Source organism: Microbacterium sp. LTA6, from assembly GCF_045690355.1.
Lineage (GTDB): Bacteria > Actinomycetota > Actinomycetes > Actinomycetales > Microbacteriaceae > Microbacterium.
Map to the genome: position 1 here is coordinate 2,642,472 of NZ_CP147855.1, position 17,453 is coordinate 2,659,924.

Consider the following 17,453-nt stretch of genomic DNA (forward strand, 5'->3'; position numbering starts at 1 on the left):
TCTGTCAAGAGCGTTCAGAGCACGAGCAGACCTGCGGCGATCAGCATGGCCACCGCGGTGCTGACGTGCACCGAGTACGCCGTCTTCTTGCTGCCCTTGTTCGCGAGGATGATGCAGGCGTCTCCGAACGGGATCACCGCCATCGGCAGGAGTGCCAGCGGGAGCTGTGTCGGCGCGAAGAGGGCGAAGGCGATGAGGGTCAAGCCGGTGCCGATGTCGCGGATCCCCTTGACCTGCCACCAACCGCGAGCATCCGGCGACGGAAGGGTGGGCAGTCCAAACCCGGAAGCATTGCCTTCGTGCTTCATCAGGTAGGCGATGCCGATTCCGATGATGCCGACTGCGCCGGTCCAGCTGAGGACCATTCCGATCACGTGCAACATAAGTGAACCTTTCATAAGTAGAAGATCTAACAACGATAGATCATCGAACAGGAAAAAGCTATCAGTGATAGAATTCGAGCATGGGAGTGCAGGAGCGCAAAGCGCGAGACCGCCAGGACCGTGAGCAGCGCATCGTCACCCGCGCGCGGGAGATCGCCGAACGCGATGGCTGGTCGGCGGTGACGACACGCCGCCTCGCCGGCGAGATCGAGTACAGCCCGCCGGTTCTCTACGGCCACTTCCCTGACGGCAGGGACGGCATCGTGAACGCCGTGGCGCTGTCGGGATTCCGCGACTTCACCGCCGCGATGCGTGAGGCATCGGGAGGAGTGGAGGGCGCACAACGGGTGAGGGCGTTCGTGGAGGCCTATCTCGCCTTCGCGGCAGAGCATCCGGCCACCTACGAGGCGATGTTCTCGATGCGTCTCGCCGTCGAGTTCGCTCAGGAATCGACACCGCAGGAGCTGCGTGAGGGATTCGCGGTGCTCGTCGCTGTCGTCGGCGGCAAGAGCGATGCGGACGCGGCGACGCGAGGCGAGGTCTTCTGGAGCGGGCTGCACGGGATCGCGGTGCTGGCCCGTGAGCGCCGCCTCGCACCGGAGAACCATGGTGCTCGCGTCGACACTCTCGTCGATCTCTTCAGCTGAAGCGCCCAGGCGTTACTGAAGCGCCTCGACATCATTCGCCCTGCTCGGGCCCGCCGACCGGCTTCGCGCTGACGATCTGCGAGATCGGCTTCCACACCAGGAGCAGCGTGATCGCGGCGCCGACGAAGGCGAACCACCAGGGACCGGTCAGTCCCCAGAACTGGGCGATCACGCCGCCCAGCGCCTGGCCGATGACCATGCCGCCGAAGACGCCGACCATGTTCACCGAGGCGACCCGGCCCTGCAGCTCGGCTGGTACCAGCCGCTGGCGCACCGTCGTCGAGATCGTGCCCCAGATGAACGCATACGCGCCGAAGACGAACATGATCACCAGAGCCACCCAATCGACGGTGGTCAGCGCGAACGCGAGGTGCATCAACACCTCGAGCGTCAGCACGACGCGCATGAGGGTGGCGAACGACACGTGCCGTTCCAGCCAGCCGAAGCTCACCGTCGCGAGCAGGCCGCCGGCGGCGGACGCCGTCGTGAGCATGCCGTACCCCACGGGGCCCATCTGCAGGTGCTCCGTCGCGTACAGCACGAGGACACCCCAGGGGGCGGCCCACGTGATGTTGAAGACGAGGATGATCAGCACCAGCATCCGCACCGGCGGGTTTCGCCACAGCCAGCGCAGCCCCTCGGCGATGTCCGTGTGCACCGGAGGGTGCGCGCCGGACTCTCTCGGCGGAACGGGTGTCCTCGCCATCCGCGAGATCAGCAGGACGGCGAAAGACACGCAGATGACTTCGAGCAGGAACGGCCACGCCGTGCCGGCGGCGAACAGGAAGGCGCCCAGCGGCGGGCCGGCGAACTGATTCGCGACGAGGTATCCGGCTTGCAGCCGCGCATTGCCGAGGCCGAGATCTGCCGGCTTCACGACCATCGGCAGCAGGGTGCTGCCCGCCGTGTCGACGAACACCTCGGCGGTCCCGTACAGGAATGCGACCGCGAAGACGATCCAGATGTTGGCCGAGCCGGTGACGAGGAAGACGCACAGCGCGGCCAGGACGACGGCGCGGGCGGCGTTCGCGAACATCACCAGTCGGCGGCGATCGAACCGGTCGGCGATGGCGCCCGCATGCAGGCCGAAGAGCAACCAGGGCAGGAACTGCAGGATGGCGCCGGATGCCACCAGGATCGGCGACGACGTCATCGAGGCGATCAGCAGAGGCGCCGCCGCGAGGGCGACTCCATCGCCGATATTGCTCGTCCAGGAAGAAGCGAGCAGCCAGCGGAAATCCCTTCCCATCCGGCGAGGCGCAACGAGGTCACCGAGGGAGGGCATCATCAAAGAGTACTGGCGGTAGGGGACAATGGACGGATGACCGTCACCCTGCTCGGCGCCACCGAGATCCGCCGCCTTGCCGCCGAGCTCGACGTCACCCCCACGAAGAAGCTCGGCCAGAACTTCGTCGTCGATGCGAACACCGTCCGAAAGATCGTGCAAGCGGCACGCGTTCAGCCGGGGGAGCGGGTCGTGGAGGTCGGACCGGGCCTGGGCTCGCTCACGCTCGCCATCCTCGAAGCCGGAGCATCCGTCACCGCCGTCGAGATCGACCACCGCCTGGCCGCGCGCCTGGCGCAGACCGCCGCTGAGCACGGCGTCCCGCCCGAGATGCTCACCGTCGTCGACGCCGACGCGCTTCGTATCACCGAGCTTCCGGGCGAACCGACCGTGCTGGTCGCCAATCTGCCGTACAACGTGTCGGTGCCCGTGCTGCTGCATTTCCTCGAGAACTTCACCTACCTGCAGCGCGGAGTCGTGATGGTGCAGGCGGAGGTCGCCGAGCGGATCGCCGCGAAACCGGGGTCGAAGATCTACGGCACGCCGAGTGTGAAGGCCGCCTGGTACGGGGAATGGAAGCTCTCGGGCACCGTCTCGCGCCAGGTGTTCTGGCCGGTGCCCAACGTCGACAGCCTTCTCGTCGGGTTCGCTCGTGCGGCGACGGCGCGCGGCACTGAGGAAGAGCGGCGACGCACCTTCGCGATCGTGGACGCCGCCTTCAACCAGCGTCGCAAGATGCTCCGACAGGCGCTCTCCGGGATCTTCGGAAGCTCGGCCAGCGCATCCGAGATCCTGATCGCTGCCGGGGTCGCACCGACGGCGCGGGGCGAGGATCTCACTGTCGACGACTATCAGCGCATCGCCCAGCATGCCGAGCGCATCGAGATCGAGGAGAGCGAACGCGCTCACTGACGGTCAGGGGCTAACCTGGCACGGTGACAGAGTCTTCGCGCTTCAGCCCCGACGTCCCCGAACTCCACCGCCCGTACGCGGCGGCCGAGAACCGTTACGAGCAGTTCGAGTACCGCCAGGTCGGCACGACCGGCTTGTATCTGCCGCCGATCTCGCTGGGCCTGTGGTGGAACTTCGGCGATAACATCCCGCTCGACAACCAGCGAGCGCTGCTTCGCCACGCCTTCGACCGAGGCATCACGCATTTCGATCTGGCCAACAACTACGGCCCGCCCTATGGCTCTGCCGAGAAGAACTTCGGCCGGATCTTCGCCGAGGACCTCCGCCCGTATCGCGACGAGCTGATCATCTCGTCGAAAGCCGGCTGGGACATGTGGCCCGGTCCCTACGGCGACCTCGGCAGCCGCAAGTACATCCTCGCGAGCGCCGAGCAGTCGCTGACGAGGATGGGACTCGACTACGTCGATATCTTCTACTCGCACCGCGTCGACCCGGTCACGCCGATCGAGGAGACCATCGGGGCGCTGGACACCCTCGTCCGGCAGGGCAAGGCGCTCTACGTGGGCATCTCGTCGTACAGCGCCGAGCGCACCGAGGCGGCGGTGAAGGTCGCCCGCGATCTCGGCACCCCGCTGGTGATCCATCAGCCCGCCTACTCGATCCTGAACCGCTGGGTGGAGGACGGGCTCACCGCGACGCTGGAGCAGAACGGACTCGGCGCCATCGCGTTCACCCCGCTCGCGCAGGGGTTGCTCACCGACAAGTACCTCGGCGACGGCACCGCCGATCGCGCGCAACAGCGCGGATCGCTCCCGGACGGCCCGCTCACCTCCGCTGCGGTCGACACGCTGCGTGCACTGAACGACGTCGCCCGCGACCGCGGTCAGTCGCTCGCGCAGATGGCGCTGCAGTGGACGCTGCGCAACCCGGTCGTCACGTCCGCGCTCGTCGGAGCGTCGCGGACATCGCAGCTGGACGAGAACATCGCCGCCGTGAACGGTCCCGCGTTCGAAGCCTCGGAACTCGCCCGGATCGACGAGCTCGCCGACGCCGTCGACGTGAACCTCTGGGCGAAGTCGTCCGACCTGTGAGCCCGAGCCCATGAGCTTCGCCTCGATCTCGGATGCCGTGCACGTGCGGGCACCGGGGAAGATCAACGTCTTCCTCGGCGTCGGCGCGCGCCACGATGACGGGTATCACGCCCTGGCGACGGTGTTCCAGGCGGTGTCGCTCTATGAGGACGTGATCGCGCACCACGCGGACGATTTCTCGGTGACGGTCTCGGGCGTGGACGACCCGGACAGCGTCCCGCTCGACGACCGCAACCTGGCGATGCGCGCGGCGAAGCTGCTGGCTTCGGCGACGGACTATTCCGGTGGTGTGGCACTCCAGATCCGCAAGAGCGTTCCGGTCGCGGGGGGCATGGGCGGCGGGTCGGCGGATGCGGCTGCGGCTCTCGTCGCCTGCGATGCGCTGTGGGGCACCGGACTGTCTCCGTCGCGACTGCACGAGCTCGCTGCGCGACTCGGCGCCGATGTGCCGTTCGCGTTGCACGGCGGCACGGCGGTCGGCACGGGCCGCGGTGATCAGCTCAATCCCGCACTCGCCAGGGGACGTTTCGACTGGGTGCTGGTGACGAGCGACGAGGGACTGTCCACCCCGGTGGTGTACCAACGCCTGGACGCGCTGCGCGCGGAGGAGGGGGCGCTCGCCGACGACCCGCCGGTCTCGCTCGACGTACCGATCCCGGTGCTGCAGGCGCTGCGCTCGGGCGATCCGGCGCTGCTCGCGGAGAGCCTGCACAACGATCTGCAGGCGGCGGCCGTCCACGAACGTCCTGACCTCGCGGAGACGATCCAGATCGGCATCCGCGAGGGCGCTCTTGCCGGCATCATCTCCGGCTCAGGGCCGACCGTCGCGCTGCTCTGCGATGGCCCGGAGAGCGCACAGGACGTGCAGTCGACGCTGCGGATGGCCGGCTACGACCCGCTGCACGTGCACGGCGCCGTCGCCGGTGCGCGCATCATGTCCTGATCTCGTCGGGAACGAGCAGGCGCAGCTGAACCATCGCCGAGAAGCGGGTGTCCGGGTCGGTCAGATCCAGGTCACTGATCTCGCCGAGCCGGCGCAGTCGGTAGCGGAACGTGTTCGGGTGCGCATAGACGCGCTTCGCGGCCACGCTCACGTCACCGAAGGCATCCAGCCACGCGCGCAGGGTCTCAACGAACTGGGTGCCGCGCTCTCGATCGTGTGCGATCAGCAGGGCGACGGCTCCGGTCGGCTGATCGCCGCGGGCACGTACCAGATCGCCCAGCTCGACCAGGAGCGCGTCCATCTGCACCGCCGCGAAGACGGCTACCGCGTCGTGGCGGGTGGACTGCTGGATGACCCGCAGCGCGCGATCGGCGTGGATTCGCGAGACCGGGATCGTGGAGGTGTCCTCGGCGATCGTTCCGACGCCGACGCGGATGTCGGAGGACGATCCGAGACGGCCGAGGAAGTCTGTCGCGACGCGGGCGGCGCGGAGGTCGGCGTCGCTGTGGTCGGGGCGGGCCCCGGCGACGGCGTAGATGACATTGCCGACGACGGCGACGGCCGAGCGGAGGTAGACGGCGCCGAGGTGCATGGCGAAGGCGTCGGCGATCCGCTGCCTCTCGGCGGCGCCTCTGGCGTCGGGCGACAGGTCGTCGCCGCGCCCGTCGGCGACCGACAGGGCGAGCACGACGCATCGATGGTCGTTCAGGCGAAGCCTCGCCGAGGCATCGGCGGCGCCCGGTCCTCCCTCGAGGATCGTCGCGAGCAGGTCGGCACGGAGGCGACGCTCGACGTCGGCCCCGGCCCGCAGACGGAGCATGTGCAGCGCGACGAGCCCCGCCGAGTCCTTGAGCGCGCGAACGCGATCGCCGCTCAGTGGCTCCTGCACCGCGACCCAGATCGAGCCCAGAATCTCGTCGCCGGCGCGTACGGCGAGGGCGACGCGGGGAATGGACGGGGTGCCGTCAGTGGTGCCGACGGGTTCGACGTCGATCGGATTCGTGCTGCGGTACAGCTCCTGAAAGACCCCGCGCTCTTCGAGCTGCCGGGTGAATCGCTCCGGCACCTGACGGCCCAGCACCGTCTCGACTCTGGCGGGGTCGGCTTCGTCCTGTCGGCCGGAGAACGCGACGACGCGGGAGTTGCGGTCTTCGATCGTCACCGGAGCGTTCAGCAGCGTGGCGATCGCGTTCGCCAGCGCGAAGAGGTCACCCGCCGGCATGCCGCCCAGTGTCTGTGCTCCCCGATCGCCGACGTCGCCCTCTCCGATCAGAGAGCGGAGCATCGCGGTGAGCTGGGCCCAGGACGCTCCGCGGGTGAGAGCGAGAACCGGGATGCCTGTCTGCTCCGATGCCTCCAGCAGGGCGTCGTCGGCCCGCACCGGCGCCCGCAGCACCAGAGCAGTCGCCTCCTGCGCGGCAAGGGCATGCAGAAGTGCTGCGATCTCGACGGGATCGCTGAGCCCGACGCCCAGCACCAGGGCGCCGCGCATCGGCATCGCGTCGTCGAGGATGTCGTGGATCACGACGGCCTCGATCTCGATGTCGCGGTCGGTACTGCCGCAGACGACGTCGAGAAGCGTCGCTCCGAGATCTTCGATCACACGGCCGAGGCTGGCGCGGGGTCGTGTCGTCACTGACATGAGCACGACGCCCACGCTACGGGGTGATTGCGGGGGTTGAATCTGTGGAGCACGACGAAATCGTATCCGAATCTCGTCGCGCTCCACAGAAATCAAGCCGCGAAGGCGATGCGGCTCCTCCGGATCAGAAGGTGATCCATTCTGTACGCGTCGTGACGTCGTCCAGCGCATCCTGGTGCGGAGTGATTCCGATGCCGGGACCGGTCGGCACGGTGAGCGTGCCGTTCTCGATCACGAACGGCTCGGTGATGTCGCTCGAGTAGTAGCGGTTGGACCCGGAGGTGTCGCCAGGGAGAGTGAAGCCGGGGAGTGCAGCGAGGGCGACGTTGGCAGCCCTGCCGATACCCGTCTCGAGCATCCCGCCGGCCCAGACGGGGATCTCGTTGGCCTGGCAGACGTCGTGGATACGCCGCGCTTCGAGATAGCCGCCGACGCGCCCCGGCTTGATGTTCACGATCGAGCAGGCGCCGATCGCGATCGCATCGGCCGCCGCGCGAGCGGAGACGATGGACTCGTCGAGACAGATCGGCGTCTTCACGACCTTCGCGAGCTGCGCGTGTCCCAGGAGGTCTTCCTCGTCGAGGGGCTGCTCGATGAGGAGAAGATCGAAGGGATCGAGCTTTGCCAGGTGCTGCCCGTCTCCGCGCCGATACGCCGTGTTGGCGTCGACCTGGAGCAGGATGTCGTCACCGAAACGCTCGCGCACGGCCCGCACGGGGTCGATGTCCCAACCCGGTTCGATCTTGAGCTTGATGCGGACGTACCCCTCGTCGAGGTAGCCGTCGACGGCGTCGAGCAGCTCGGGGATCGACTCCATGATGCCCACCGAGACACCGCACTCGACCGTGTCGCGGACGGCGCCCAACTCGCGCGACAGCGGAACTCCGCTGGCGCGCAGTTCGGCGTCGAGGATCGCGAGCTCCAGGCCGGCCTTCGACATCCGGTGACCCTTGAACTTCGCGAGCGCCGGTGCGACCTTCGACGCATCGAGATCGGGAACCTGCGCCAGCGCCGGAAGCAGGAATCGCTTGATCACGTCGAGGCTCGCCTCGACGTACTCGGAGGAGTAGAGCGGGTCGCTCATCGCGACGCACTCGCCCCAGCCCTCGGCCTCGTCGGTGACGGCGCGCACGATGATGGCCTCGCGCACGGTCTCCACTCCGAACGACGTGCGAAACGGTGCCACCAGGGGCATCTCGATGACGCGGAGTTCGATTCCGGTGAGCTTCATTGGTGTTCTCCTCTGTCTAGGGTGTAGGTGCCTGTGCGGTCGAATCCCACGACCGACGCGCCCTGATCGAGCAGCGCGCCGAGAGTGTCGCGGAGCGCGAGTCGCCACTGCGTGGCACGGTCCGGGTCGGTGTTCCGAAGTTGTTCGATGTCGCGCGGCAACGACACCCGCACGAGCTGTGCCGAGGTCTCGTGGCGCAGCGGACCGAGATGGTCGTCGACGGTGAGCAGGTCCTCTCCGACCGGCACTTCGCCGGTGGCGACCTCGCCGCGGCAGGCGGCGGCGACGCGCGGATCCCGCACGTACCAGGTCACGAGCATCCGGTCGGTGTCGTCGCCGCCGTTGAGAGCGTCGCTCATCTGGCCGTAGAAGTTCTGGTGATAGGCGACGGGCGTCGCGGAGAGTTTCACGAGGTTGAAGTAGGCGTTGCGACTGATGAGCGGGTCGAAGGTCCAGGAGATCTCGTCGAGCTCGTTGTCGATCGCCCAGGACCGCTGGTGCGCCTTCAGTGCGAAACCGACGCTGCGCCCCCGCATCCGCGCGGAGACCCCGGCGATGTGGCTGTGCAGGGCGCGGCGCCCCGGTGCGGCGAAGAACCCGAAGCAGGCGCCGACCAGCTCGTCGCCGTCGTACGCTCCGCCGACATAGCTGCCCGACTTGGAAAGTGCGCGGAGGGTCTCCACGTTCACCGGCAGCTGGCTGCCGTCCGACGCCCAGATCCTCTTGAACAGATCAGCGACCTCGGTGAACTCGCCCACCGTGGACAGCAGTCGGACATCCACGCCGGCGTCGTCGGCCGCGGCCTTCGCCGCCCCGGCGGCCTCGTGCGCGGCGCTCTGCGGCACTGTCTTCATGATGCTCATTCCCTTTCCCCCGTGAGGACCTCGATGAGCAGGCCCTCCAGAAGTGCTGTCCGTTCCGGAATCATCGCCACGATCACGTGTTCGTCGTCGGCATGCGCCCCACCGCCGACCGCTCCGAGCCCGTCGAGCGTCGGGACGCCGAGCCCTGCGGTGAAGTTGCCGTCGGACGCACCACCCACGGACACGCCGTCGAACGGCGTCAGACCGCGGCGCGCAGCGATGGCACTCGCCCTCGCGAACAGCACGGCGGAGGCCGAGCGCTCCATGGGGCGGCGATTGAAGCCACCGTCGATGCGCACCTCCGCGCCGGGCACCGTCGTCGTGAGCGCACGGATGGCCTGATCGACGCGGTCCTGCTCCGCTCGCGTCTGCACTCGGACATCGACGGCGAACTCGGCGTCGGCCGGGACGGTGTTGGTCGTGCTCCCGGCGCGAAGAAGCGTCGGTGTCACCGTCGTGCCCGCGTCGGAGTCGCCGAGGCCGCTGATCGCCAGAATGAGATGAGCTGCCTCGACGGACGCGTTCACCCCACGGTGCGGTTCGAGGCCGGCGTGCGCGGCGCGACCGGTGATGACGACGCGGTAGAGCGAGACGCCTTTGCGGGCGACTTTCAGCGCGCCGCCATCGGCCGCGGCCTCCAGCACGAAGACCGCTGCGCAGTCCCGCGCCACATCCTCGATGAGAGCCTGCGAGCTGGGTGAGCCGAGTTCTTCGTCTCCGGTGATGAGGATGCAGATGCCGTCACGATCCTGCATCGCAGCCGCGGCATGAAACGCCATCACCACGCCGGTCTTCATGTCGAAGCATCCGGGGCCTCGGAGGATGCCGCCCTGGACCTCGAAAGGATGGGACTGCAGGGAACCGGACGGCCATACCGTGTCGTGATGGCCGAGCAGAAGCACCCGAGGTGTGCCGAAGCGCCAGCGGAGATGCGTTCGCCCTTCGAGCACGATCCGCTCGGGTGCGACGCCGAGCAGGCGCTCACCCAGGGCGGCGGTGACGTCGGCGCTGCGCGCCACGGCATCGAGGTCTGACGACGGGGACTCGCAGTTCACGAGGGTCTCGATGTCAGAGACAAGGGTGTCGACGAGGAACGCCTCCTGCGTCGCCATCATGAGACCTTCGGCGCTGCGCGCACGCCGTAATGCATGTACTGCTCGCCGGTGGCGAGCGTGTAGAACACGAGCGCCTGCCAGGCTTGGGTGCCCTCGGGTCGGATGACGAACTCGTTCTCCCGCACCGGGATCAACGCGTGCTCCTCGATCGGATCGGGCAGCAGCGAGGCCAGTGGGCCGGTGACGGTCGTGCGCAGTCGCAACCCGCCCTCGACTTCGAGCACTTCGGCGCTGACGCCCTGGCGGTCGTAGGAGCCCACGATCTCGGAGAAGTCGGCGATGTACGGATCCTCCGGCGGGGTGAGGTCGTCCGGGAGATGGATGCCCGCCAGCTCCGAGAAGATCTCGTCGAAGAGTCCGTCGTACAGATCGCGCGTGTTCCCGCCGTTGGAGAGAAGCGTCACCGCCAGTCCTTCCTCGGGAAGGATGCGCAGGAACGAGGACTGTCCGATCGTGTTGCCGTCGTGGCCGACCAGCTTCTTGCCGTCCCAGTCGAACAGGATCCAGCCCACGCCCCAGCCGTTGCCGATCGTATAGGGGTTGGGGACATCAACCTCGTGCTGCTGCATGCGGGCGACGCTCTCCGCGGAGAGCACGCGGGTGCCGTCGGCCGCGAGACCACCGGTGAGGTGCATCCGCGCGAACGCCAGGACATCGGCGGTGGTCGAGTTGATGAGCCCCGCCGGTCCCATGGACCGCGGAAGAACCCACGCCGGAGCCAGCTTCGGCCCGTCCTCGCCGATCTCCGTGTGGCCGCTGGCCGCGCGGAACATGATCGCCTCTTCGGGGAGGGTCGACGAGTGCGTGAGGCCGAGCGGCGACATCAGGAGGTCGCGCATCGCCTGGTCCCAGGTGGTTCCGGTGAGCTTCTCGATGACGCGGCCCGCGAGCACGAAACCGGAGTTGCAGTACGACATCGTCGCACCCAGTGGGTGATTCTGCGCCACCCCGTCGAGGATCTCGACGTACTTCTCGAGGGTGTCGTCGCCGCGGCCGGTGTCGGTGAAGACATCGCCGTCGATACCGCTCGTGTGGGTGAGCAGGTGACGCATCGTGACGGTGCGCGTGACCTCGGCGTCGGACGCGCGGAACTCGGGGAGGTACTGCGCGACGGGGGTGTCGAGGTCGAGCAGGCCGTCATCGACGAGCTTCATCGCGGCCGTCGCAGTCCACGCCTTGCTCATCGAGCCGATCTGGAAGACGGAGTCGTCGGTGGTCTCGATCCCGGTGCGGATGTTGAGGATGCCGTGGTGTGCGAACACCGGCTCCTCACCCAGCCGGAGGATGCCGAGCGTCGCGCCCGGCACGTGATGGGCCTCGGCGAGCGCGCTGAGACGCTGCTGCCAGTGGGTGGCGTTCAGGCGCGGACGGATCGGCGTACCCGCCGGCGGGGCGTACTGCTCGACCCAGTCGATGATCCGCTGCGAGAAGTCGGCTCGGTGCGACGGCGGCCCCGACAGCGGGAAGAGATGCGCTCCTCCCGGGTACAGCACGAGTCGTGTCGGAACGTCGCGCTCACGCAGCGCCGCGAACCATTGCTCGGCCTGGCCCACCGGGCAGCGGTCGTCTGCCGCGCCGTGCAGGATGAGCGTCGGCGTGGTGACGCGCTCGACCTGGGTGTAGGGCGACTGCGCCGCGAACTTCTCCTTGTCGCGCCAGGGGAGTCCGCCGTTCTCCTTGTCGGCGAGGTAGTGACCGACATCCGACGTGCCGCCGCCGCTGGAGAGATCGCTGATGACGCCACCGGCGATCGCGGCCGCGAAGCGATTGTCGCGCGAGGTCAGGTAGCAGGTCATGTAGCCGCCATAGCTGTACCCGGACACGCCGAGACGCGCGGGATCGGCGATGCCCTCCGAGACGAGCTGATCGATCGGCTCGAGGAAGTCGTTCGCGTCGCTGATGCCCCAGGCGCCGGACACTGCGCTGAAGAATGCGTCGCCGTAGCCATCGCTGCCGCGAGGGTTGATCGTGAGGATCGCCCAGCCGCGATGCGCGAGCATCTGATGGTAGGGGTGGGTGAGGTCGGCGGCGCCGTTCCAGGCGTTGTGCGGCCCGCCGTGGATGTCGAGCAGCAGCGGCAGAGGTCCATGGGCCTCGGGGTCGCGGCGGAGCCAGCCGGTGACGACGGTGCCGTCTGCGATGGTGAAACGACGCTCTTCCGCAGAGACGAGCGGGAAATCGACCGATCCGTATTCCGTGAGGGTGTGCACGGTGCCGTCGGCGAGGTCGACGATCGCCACGTCGCCGAAGGAGGTCGGCGTGGACAGGACGACTGCCGCGGTTGCGCCGGCGACGGAGAGTCCCGAGATGTTCGTGGTCCCTGCGACGAGTGCGCGAGCATCCGTTCCGTCGGTCGCGACGGTGTACAGGTGCGAATAGCCGTTGTCGCGGATCGAGAAGACCAGCCGCCCGCTGCCGTCCTGCTGCGGCATGCCTCCGGGATATCCAGGTCCGCCCGGCATGACGTTCCGGTCGAGTCCTGCGATCACGTCGATCGGCGCACCGCCCTCCACCGGGAAGAGCAGCAGACCGGCGTTGCCGACGGCGGTGTTCGTGCGACCGGCGGCGACGACGTGAGTGCCATCTGAGGTCCACCCGGTGACGGCGGCCTGTGTGTCGGCGGAGCCGAGCCGCACCGGAGCGGCGTTCGGGTCGGTCGCGGAGGTGATGAAGACCTGGATGCGCATCGTGAGGTCGGCGTCGTCGTCGGCTGCGGACGAGAAGGCGAGGCGGGTGCCATCGGGCGACCAGAACGGATCAGTGGTGTGCGCCGTGCCACGGGTGATCACGGTGACCGCGCCCGTCTCGACGGCGACGACGTGCACCTGCTGGACGAGTGTGCCGAGATGTCCGGCGCCGTCCGCCTTGTACCCGAGGCGGTCGGCGGCCGCGGGGGCGGAGCGGCGGGCGAGGATCGTCGCGCGGTCGTCGCCGGGGAGCGCGGCGCTGTCGACAGGGGCGGCGAAGGCGATCCTGGTGCTGTCAGGACTCCACTGCGGCGAACCCGCTCCCAACGGCAGCGAGGTGAGAGCGCGCGGCTCGCCGCCGTCGGTCGGGAGGACCCACACCTGCGCACCGGTCTCTCCGGCGCGCAGGAAGGCGAGCTGGCTGCCGTCGGGGCTCCACACGGGCGTCGAGTCGGCCGTGCCGTGCGTGAGGCGCTTCGGAGCCCCGCCGTCGCGGGCAACCTGCCAGAGCGCGCGGGTGTCCCGGTCGCCGTCGCGATCTGTCGTGCGCAGTGCGAAGACGACGCGCGAGCCGTCTGGGGAGAGGGCCGGCTGCTCCGGAGAGGTGATCGCGAGGAAGTCGTCGATGGTCACGCTGCGGTTCATGGGAACTCCAATCGGAAGGTCAGTTCACTGTGGCGGCCGAGGACGGCTGCCGTTTTGTGTCGGAGGCCGAAAGGAGGGCGACCGTTTGGGACTTCGGCACAGTTCCCAACGGGGCGTCCGCGCCGGTACCGGCGAAATGGCATGCCGCACCGCGTCCGCCGACGGGCTGGAGCGGTTCGGAGATGACGCAGATCTGGCGATCGGGGCGTGCGACCGGCCCGATCGGACACCGGGGGTGGAAGCGGCATCCGCTGGGCGGAGCGTGCGGATCGGCAGGTTCGACGTCGATGAGCGCAAGCGGATCGATCTCGAGCAGACTTCCGTGTCGCGTCGGCGCGGAAGCGAGCAGCTCCTTCGTGTACGGATGCTGCGGATCGGCCAGGACCTGATCGGTCGGGCCGACCTCGACGATCTTCCCCAGGTACATCACCGCGATGTAGTCGCTGAGATACCGCACCACCGCGAGGTTGTGCGAGATGAAGAGCATCGTGAGGTCGAGTTCGGCACGCAGTTCGCGGACGAGGTTCAGCACGGAGCCCTGCACGGAGACATCGAGCGCCGAGGTGATCTCATCGGCGATGATGACCTCGGGCCGGCCGGCGAGAGCCCGAGCCAGGGCGATACGCTGGCGTTGGCCGCCGGAGAGCGCCGCGGGCAGCGACGTCGCGCGTTCCGGGTCCAGGCTCACCAGATTGAGTAGCCGTGCGACCTCCGCACGCCGTGCGGTACGGCTGCGGACGCTGCGCGGAAGGGCTTCGGCGATCGACTCGCCGATCGTCATCCGCGGGTCGAGCGAGGAGAACGGGTCCTGGAACACCATCTGGATGGGGCGATGGCGGCGGAAGCTGCGCACATCCACTCCGCCGAGCGTGATGGTTCCGTCGCTGATCGGGGAGAGCCCGATCGCGGCGCGTGCGAGGGTCGATTTTCCTGAACCCGACTCGCCGACGAGCCCGACGACGGAGCCGGAGGGGACGACCAGGCTCACGTCGTCGACGGCGGTGAGGCCTGCTCGGTGCGTGCCGTAGCGAACGCTCACATGATCGAAACGCAGCTCGCTCATCGGATGACTCCCTCGTGCTCGACGATCGGCAGGGCTGAGGTGACCGCCGAAACGGTGGCGTCGGCGTTCGCCGGGCTGTCGCCATCGACCGGGTGCCAGCAGGCGACGCGGTGGCCGGCGGCATCGTCGACGAGTTCCGGATCCTGTTCGCGGCAGAGCGCGGAAGCAAGCGGACAGCGGTCGGCGAAGGCGCAGCCGGCTGGAAACGCCCCGGGGGCCGGCGGGCGGCCGGGGATCATCTTGAGCGGGATCGAGCGGTCGGTGTCGATCTCGGGCACGACGTCGAGGAGCGCCCGTGTGTACGGATGCTGCGCGTGTGTGTGCAACTGCGAAGCGGGGAGGTCCTCCACGACGCGACCGGCGTACATGACCAGCACCCGATCGCACGTCTGGGCGATCACGGCGATGTCGTGACTGATCAGCAGCATCGCGGCATCGGTGTCGCGGCGGACCCCGGCGAGCAGCTGGAGCACCTGACGCTGCACCGTGACGTCGAGTGCCGTCGTCGGCTCGTCGGCGATGATCAGGCGGGGGTGATTCATCAGTCCCATGGCGATCATCGCTCGCTGGCGCATGCCGCCGGAGAACTCGTGCGGGTACTGCCGGGCGCGCCGGTGCGCTGCCGGCACGCGTACGGCCTGAAGCCGGTCGACCGCGCGCGCCATCGCCGCCGATCGGTTGAGTCCCTGGTGCTCGGATGCGGCTTCGGCGAGCTGGGATCCGATGCGCCTGGTCGGGTTGAAGGAGGTCATCGGATCCTGGAAGACCATGGCGAGAGACGTGCCGAGGAGACTGCGAACCGAACGCTCAGGAGCATCGAGCAGAGGTGTGCCGCAGAAGCTCAGGTGCGCGGCGGAGATCCGACCAGGCCGTTCGATGAGCTGCGCAGCGGCGAGTGCGGTCAAGCTCTTTCCGGACCCGGATTCTCCGACGACTCCGACTGCCTCTCCGCGGGAGATGGTGAAGCTCACACCTCGCACCGGCGTGAGCCAGCCATCGGGGCCGGGGAAGGACACGCGCAGATCGTCGACGCGGAGTACCACGTCTTCGTCGACGACCTGCGCGAGAACGGGGGCGCCCAAACGAGCGAACTGGGGGAGCCTGCCGCGATGACGTGCGCTGCGTCCGCCGATGACGGAGGCAGCGGTCTCGCCGAGCAGATTGAAGGCGAGTCCGGCGACGACGACCGCGACGGCCGGTCCGATCGCTGCCGCAGGGTTCAGGTAGATGCGGTTCAGGCCTTCGCCGAGCATCCGTCCCCAGTCGTATGCAGGCACCTGCACGCCGAGTCCGAGGAACGAGAGGCCGGCGAAGGCGAGGAGGGCGGATCCGGCGCCGACCGTCGCGTTGACCACGAGCGGCTCGCCGATGTTCGGCAGGATGTGCCGGATCAGCACGCGGATGCGGGAGACACCGGCGACGCGCGCGGCCGCGATGAAGTCGCGGCCGGCGATCGACGCGGAGAGGGTCTGGGTCAAGCGGGCGAAACTGGGGGCCATGGCGAAACCGATCGCGAGCACGGCACCGGTGGTGCCGACTCCGAAGATCACGGCGAAGAACAGGGCGAGCAGGAGCCCAGGGAAGGCCACAGCGATGTTCACCACGCCGGCGATCAGGCGTCCGGCCCAACGGGGAAGCACGGCAGGGGCAGTGCCGAGGAGCGTGCCCACCGTGACGCCGATGAGGACTGCGGCGACCGCGAGAGTGATGGACAAGCGCGTCGCTACCAGGACCCGGGCGAGCACGTCGCGCCCGAGGGAATCGGTGCCGAGCAGATGAGCGGCGCTGGGGCCCTGCGTGATGGCAGTCGGATCGACCTGTTCGGCCTGCGGTCCCCAGATGATCGGCGCGAAGATCGCGGTGAGCGCGACGAGGACGACGAGGGCCAGCGCCGTGGCGCCCAACGGCGAACGGACGACGTCGAGCCATTTCGAGCGTGCAGACATCATGCCTCCCGGATTGTGGAGCGAGGATCGAGGAGCGCGAGGACGACGTCGATCACGAAGTTGACCAGCAGCACGCCGACGCCGTAGACGAGGACGATGCCCTGCACGACCGAGTAGTCCTTGGTCAGGATCGACTGCACGATCATCGTTCCCAGGCCCGGCCAGGCGAAGACGTTCTCGACGAGGACAGTGCCGGCGACCATGCCGGTGAGCAGGAGCCCGGTGAGGGTGAGCGTGGCCGTCATGGCGTTCGGAAGCGCATGCCGCGTATAGATCCGCCGAGGGGCGAGGCGCTTGGCGCGCGCCGTGCGGATGAAGTCCTGACTGAGGACGGCGAGCACCTCGACGCGGATGATCCGGGCGAAGACGGCGATGGGGCCGACAGCGAGCGCCAGGACCGGCAGGACGAGCGACATCGACGCGGTGTTTCCGGCCACCGGGAACCACCCGAGCGAAACGGCGAAGACATATACCAGGCCGACCGCGAGGAGGAACTCGGGAATGGCGGCGAGGACGACGGTGGCGGTGGCGAAGGTCAGCTCCGCCCCTCGTCGGCGTCCACCGCGCGTGGCGACCGCCATCGTGACGCCCAGCGGCACGGCCACGAGGAGAACGAGCAGCACGGCGAGCACCGCCAGCTGCAGAGTTGCCGGCAGCCGCGTCGAGATGATCTCGCTCACCGGCTGGCTCGTGATCATGGACGTGCCCATGTCGCCGGTGAAGAGGCCGCCGATATAACGCACGTACTGCAGAGCGAGGGGTTGATCGAGGCCGAGTGCCGCTCGTCGTGCTTCGACGAGCTCGGCGGGGGCGTTCATCCCGAGGGCGGCTCGAACCGGATCACCCGGCACCAGGTGGATCATGAGGAAAGCAGCCGTGACCAGCACCCACACCGAGAGGACGAACTGCCCTCCACGACGGACCAGGAACGACAACCAGGGGTTGTCGGACCGTGCGGATCTGATCAATATCGCCTGCGTGGCGGTGGTACTGGCCATCG

14 protein-coding genes are annotated in these 17,453 nt (G+C 68.4%); 4 read left to right on the top strand and 10 right to left on the bottom strand.

Annotated features, from left to right (window positions below; genetic code table 11):
• Positions 1 to 14 precede the first annotated feature (14 nt).
• The gene (locus LTA6_RS12455; protein ID WP_341974071.1) at positions 15 to 383 is read right to left on the bottom strand and encodes a DUF4267 domain-containing protein; all 369 of its coding nucleotides are present in this window, start codon (positions 381 to 383) and stop codon (positions 15 to 17) included.
• An 80-nt stretch (positions 384 to 463) separates the two neighbouring features.
• Here LTA6_RS12455 and LTA6_RS12460 point away from each other — a divergent pair, with 80 nt between their 5' ends.
• Positions 464 to 1,030 carry a WHG domain-containing protein gene (locus tag LTA6_RS12460; RefSeq protein ID WP_341974072.1) on the top strand — a complete coding sequence of 189 codons (567 nt, stop codon included), beginning with the start codon at positions 464 to 466 and terminating at the stop codon, positions 1,028 to 1,030.
• 31 nt (positions 1,031 to 1,061) lie between these two features.
• Here LTA6_RS12460 and LTA6_RS12465 read toward each other — a convergent pair whose 3' ends face one another.
• On the bottom strand, positions 1,062 to 2,315 hold the full coding sequence (locus LTA6_RS12465; protein ID WP_341974074.1) for an MFS transporter: 1,254 nt from the start codon (positions 2,313 to 2,315) through the stop codon (positions 1,062 to 1,064).
• Between the two features lie 36 nt (positions 2,316 to 2,351).
• Between LTA6_RS12465 and rsmA the strand changes: the two genes are divergently transcribed.
• Genes rsmA through LTA6_RS12480 form a run of 3 tightly spaced genes read left to right on the top strand, consistent with a single transcriptional unit; the run spans position 2,352 to position 5,261 of the window.
• Entirely contained in the window at positions 2,352 to 3,227 is an 876-nt protein-coding gene (rsmA, locus tag LTA6_RS12470) for a 16S rRNA (adenine(1518)-N(6)/adenine(1519)-N(6))-dimethyltransferase RsmA (RefSeq protein WP_341974075.1), read from the top strand.
• 23 nt (positions 3,228 to 3,250) lie between these two features.
• Complete coding sequence (mgrA, locus tag LTA6_RS12475) at positions 3,251 to 4,318, top strand: L-glyceraldehyde 3-phosphate reductase (protein ID WP_407357972.1); 1,068 nt, start codon at positions 3,251 to 3,253, stop codon at positions 4,316 to 4,318.
• 10 nt (positions 4,319 to 4,328) lie between these two features.
• Positions 4,329 to 5,261 (top strand): 4-(cytidine 5'-diphospho)-2-C-methyl-D-erythritol kinase, encoded by a 933-nt coding sequence (locus LTA6_RS12480; protein WP_341974077.1) that lies wholly within the window; start codon positions 4,329 to 4,331, stop codon positions 5,259 to 5,261.
• Here LTA6_RS12480 and LTA6_RS12485 read toward each other — a convergent pair.
• From LTA6_RS12485 to LTA6_RS12520, 8 genes are all read right to left on the bottom strand, one after another.
• On the bottom strand, positions 5,251 to 6,864 hold the full coding sequence (locus LTA6_RS12485) for a PucR family transcriptional regulator (protein ID WP_407357973.1): 1,614 nt from the start codon (positions 6,862 to 6,864) through the stop codon (positions 5,251 to 5,253). The two genes, LTA6_RS12480 and LTA6_RS12485, sit on opposite strands and share 11 nt — an antisense overlap.
• A gap of 163 nt (positions 6,865 to 7,027) precedes the next feature.
• The gene (menC, locus tag LTA6_RS12490) at positions 7,028 to 8,134 is read right to left on the bottom strand and encodes an o-succinylbenzoate synthase (protein ID WP_341974079.1); all 1,107 of its coding nucleotides are present in this window, start codon (positions 8,132 to 8,134) and stop codon (positions 7,028 to 7,030) included.
• A complete protein-coding gene (locus tag LTA6_RS12495) occupies positions 8,131 to 8,997 on the bottom strand; it encodes a GNAT family N-acetyltransferase (protein ID WP_341974080.1) in 867 nt (288 codons plus the stop codon). Before LTA6_RS12495 ends, menC begins: the two co-directional genes overlap by 4 nt.
• The gene (locus LTA6_RS12500) at positions 8,994 to 10,109 is read right to left on the bottom strand and encodes a M20 family metallopeptidase (protein WP_407357974.1); all 1,116 of its coding nucleotides are present in this window, start codon (positions 10,107 to 10,109) and stop codon (positions 8,994 to 8,996) included. Before LTA6_RS12500 ends, LTA6_RS12495 begins: the two co-directional genes overlap by 4 nt.
• Complete coding sequence (locus LTA6_RS12505; protein ID WP_407357975.1) at positions 10,109 to 13,444, bottom strand: serine hydrolase; 3,336 nt, start codon at positions 13,442 to 13,444, stop codon at positions 10,109 to 10,111. The genes LTA6_RS12500 and LTA6_RS12505 overlap by 1 nt, the downstream gene beginning before the upstream one ends.
• A gap of 19 nt (positions 13,445 to 13,463) precedes the next feature.
• Entirely contained in the window at positions 13,464 to 14,507 is a 1,044-nt protein-coding gene (locus tag LTA6_RS12510; protein ID WP_407357976.1) for an ABC transporter ATP-binding protein, read from the bottom strand.
• On the bottom strand, positions 14,504 to 16,456 hold the full coding sequence (locus tag LTA6_RS12515; RefSeq protein WP_407357977.1) for a dipeptide/oligopeptide/nickel ABC transporter permease/ATP-binding protein: 1,953 nt from the start codon (positions 16,454 to 16,456) through the stop codon (positions 14,504 to 14,506). Before LTA6_RS12515 ends, LTA6_RS12510 begins: the two co-directional genes overlap by 4 nt.
• The gene (locus LTA6_RS12520) at positions 16,453 to 17,451 is read right to left on the bottom strand and encodes an ABC transporter permease (protein WP_341974085.1); all 999 of its coding nucleotides are present in this window, start codon (positions 17,449 to 17,451) and stop codon (positions 16,453 to 16,455) included. Before LTA6_RS12520 ends, LTA6_RS12515 begins: the two co-directional genes overlap by 4 nt.
• Positions 17,452 to 17,453 lie beyond the last annotated feature (2 nt).

What these genes read in the sequence shown, in the direction of transcription:
- LTA6_RS12455 (WP_341974071.1), bottom strand. Translation starts at nt 383, where the DNA reads ATGTTGCACGTGATCGGAATGGTCCTCAGCTGGACCGGCGCAGTCGGC.
- LTA6_RS12460 (WP_341974072.1), top strand. Translation starts at nt 464, where the DNA reads ATGGGAGTGCAGGAGCGCAAAGCGCGAGACCGCCAGGACCGTGAGCAG.
- LTA6_RS12465 (WP_341974074.1), bottom strand. Translation starts at nt 2,315, where the DNA reads ATGCCCTCCCTCGGTGACCTCGTTGCGCCTCGCCGGATGGGAAGGGAT.
- rsmA (WP_341974075.1), top strand. Translation starts at nt 2,352, where the DNA reads ATGACCGTCACCCTGCTCGGCGCCACCGAGATCCGCCGCCTTGCCGCC.
- LTA6_RS12480 (WP_341974077.1), top strand. Translation starts at nt 4,329, where the DNA reads ATGAGCTTCGCCTCGATCTCGGATGCCGTGCACGTGCGGGCACCGGGG.
- menC (WP_341974079.1), bottom strand. Translation starts at nt 8,134, where the DNA reads ATGAAGCTCACCGGAATCGAACTCCGCGTCATCGAGATGCCCCTGGTG.
- LTA6_RS12495 (WP_341974080.1), bottom strand. Translation starts at nt 8,997, where the DNA reads ATGAGCATCATGAAGACAGTGCCGCAGAGCGCCGCGCACGAGGCCGCC.
- LTA6_RS12500 (WP_407357974.1), bottom strand. Translation starts at nt 10,109, where the DNA reads ATGGCGACGCAGGAGGCGTTCCTCGTCGACACCCTTGTCTCTGACATC.
- LTA6_RS12505 (WP_407357975.1), bottom strand. Translation starts at nt 13,444, where the DNA reads ATGAACCGCAGCGTGACCATCGACGACTTCCTCGCGATCACCTCTCCG.
- LTA6_RS12510 (WP_407357976.1), bottom strand. Translation starts at nt 14,507, where the DNA reads ATGAGCGAGCTGCGTTTCGATCATGTGAGCGTTCGCTACGGCACGCAC.
- LTA6_RS12515 (WP_407357977.1), bottom strand. Translation starts at nt 16,456, where the DNA reads ATGATGTCTGCACGCTCGAAATGGCTCGACGTCGTCCGTTCGCCGTTG.
- LTA6_RS12520 (WP_341974085.1), bottom strand. Translation starts at nt 17,451, where the DNA reads ATGGCCAGTACCACCGCCACGCAGGCGATATTGATCAGATCCGCACGG.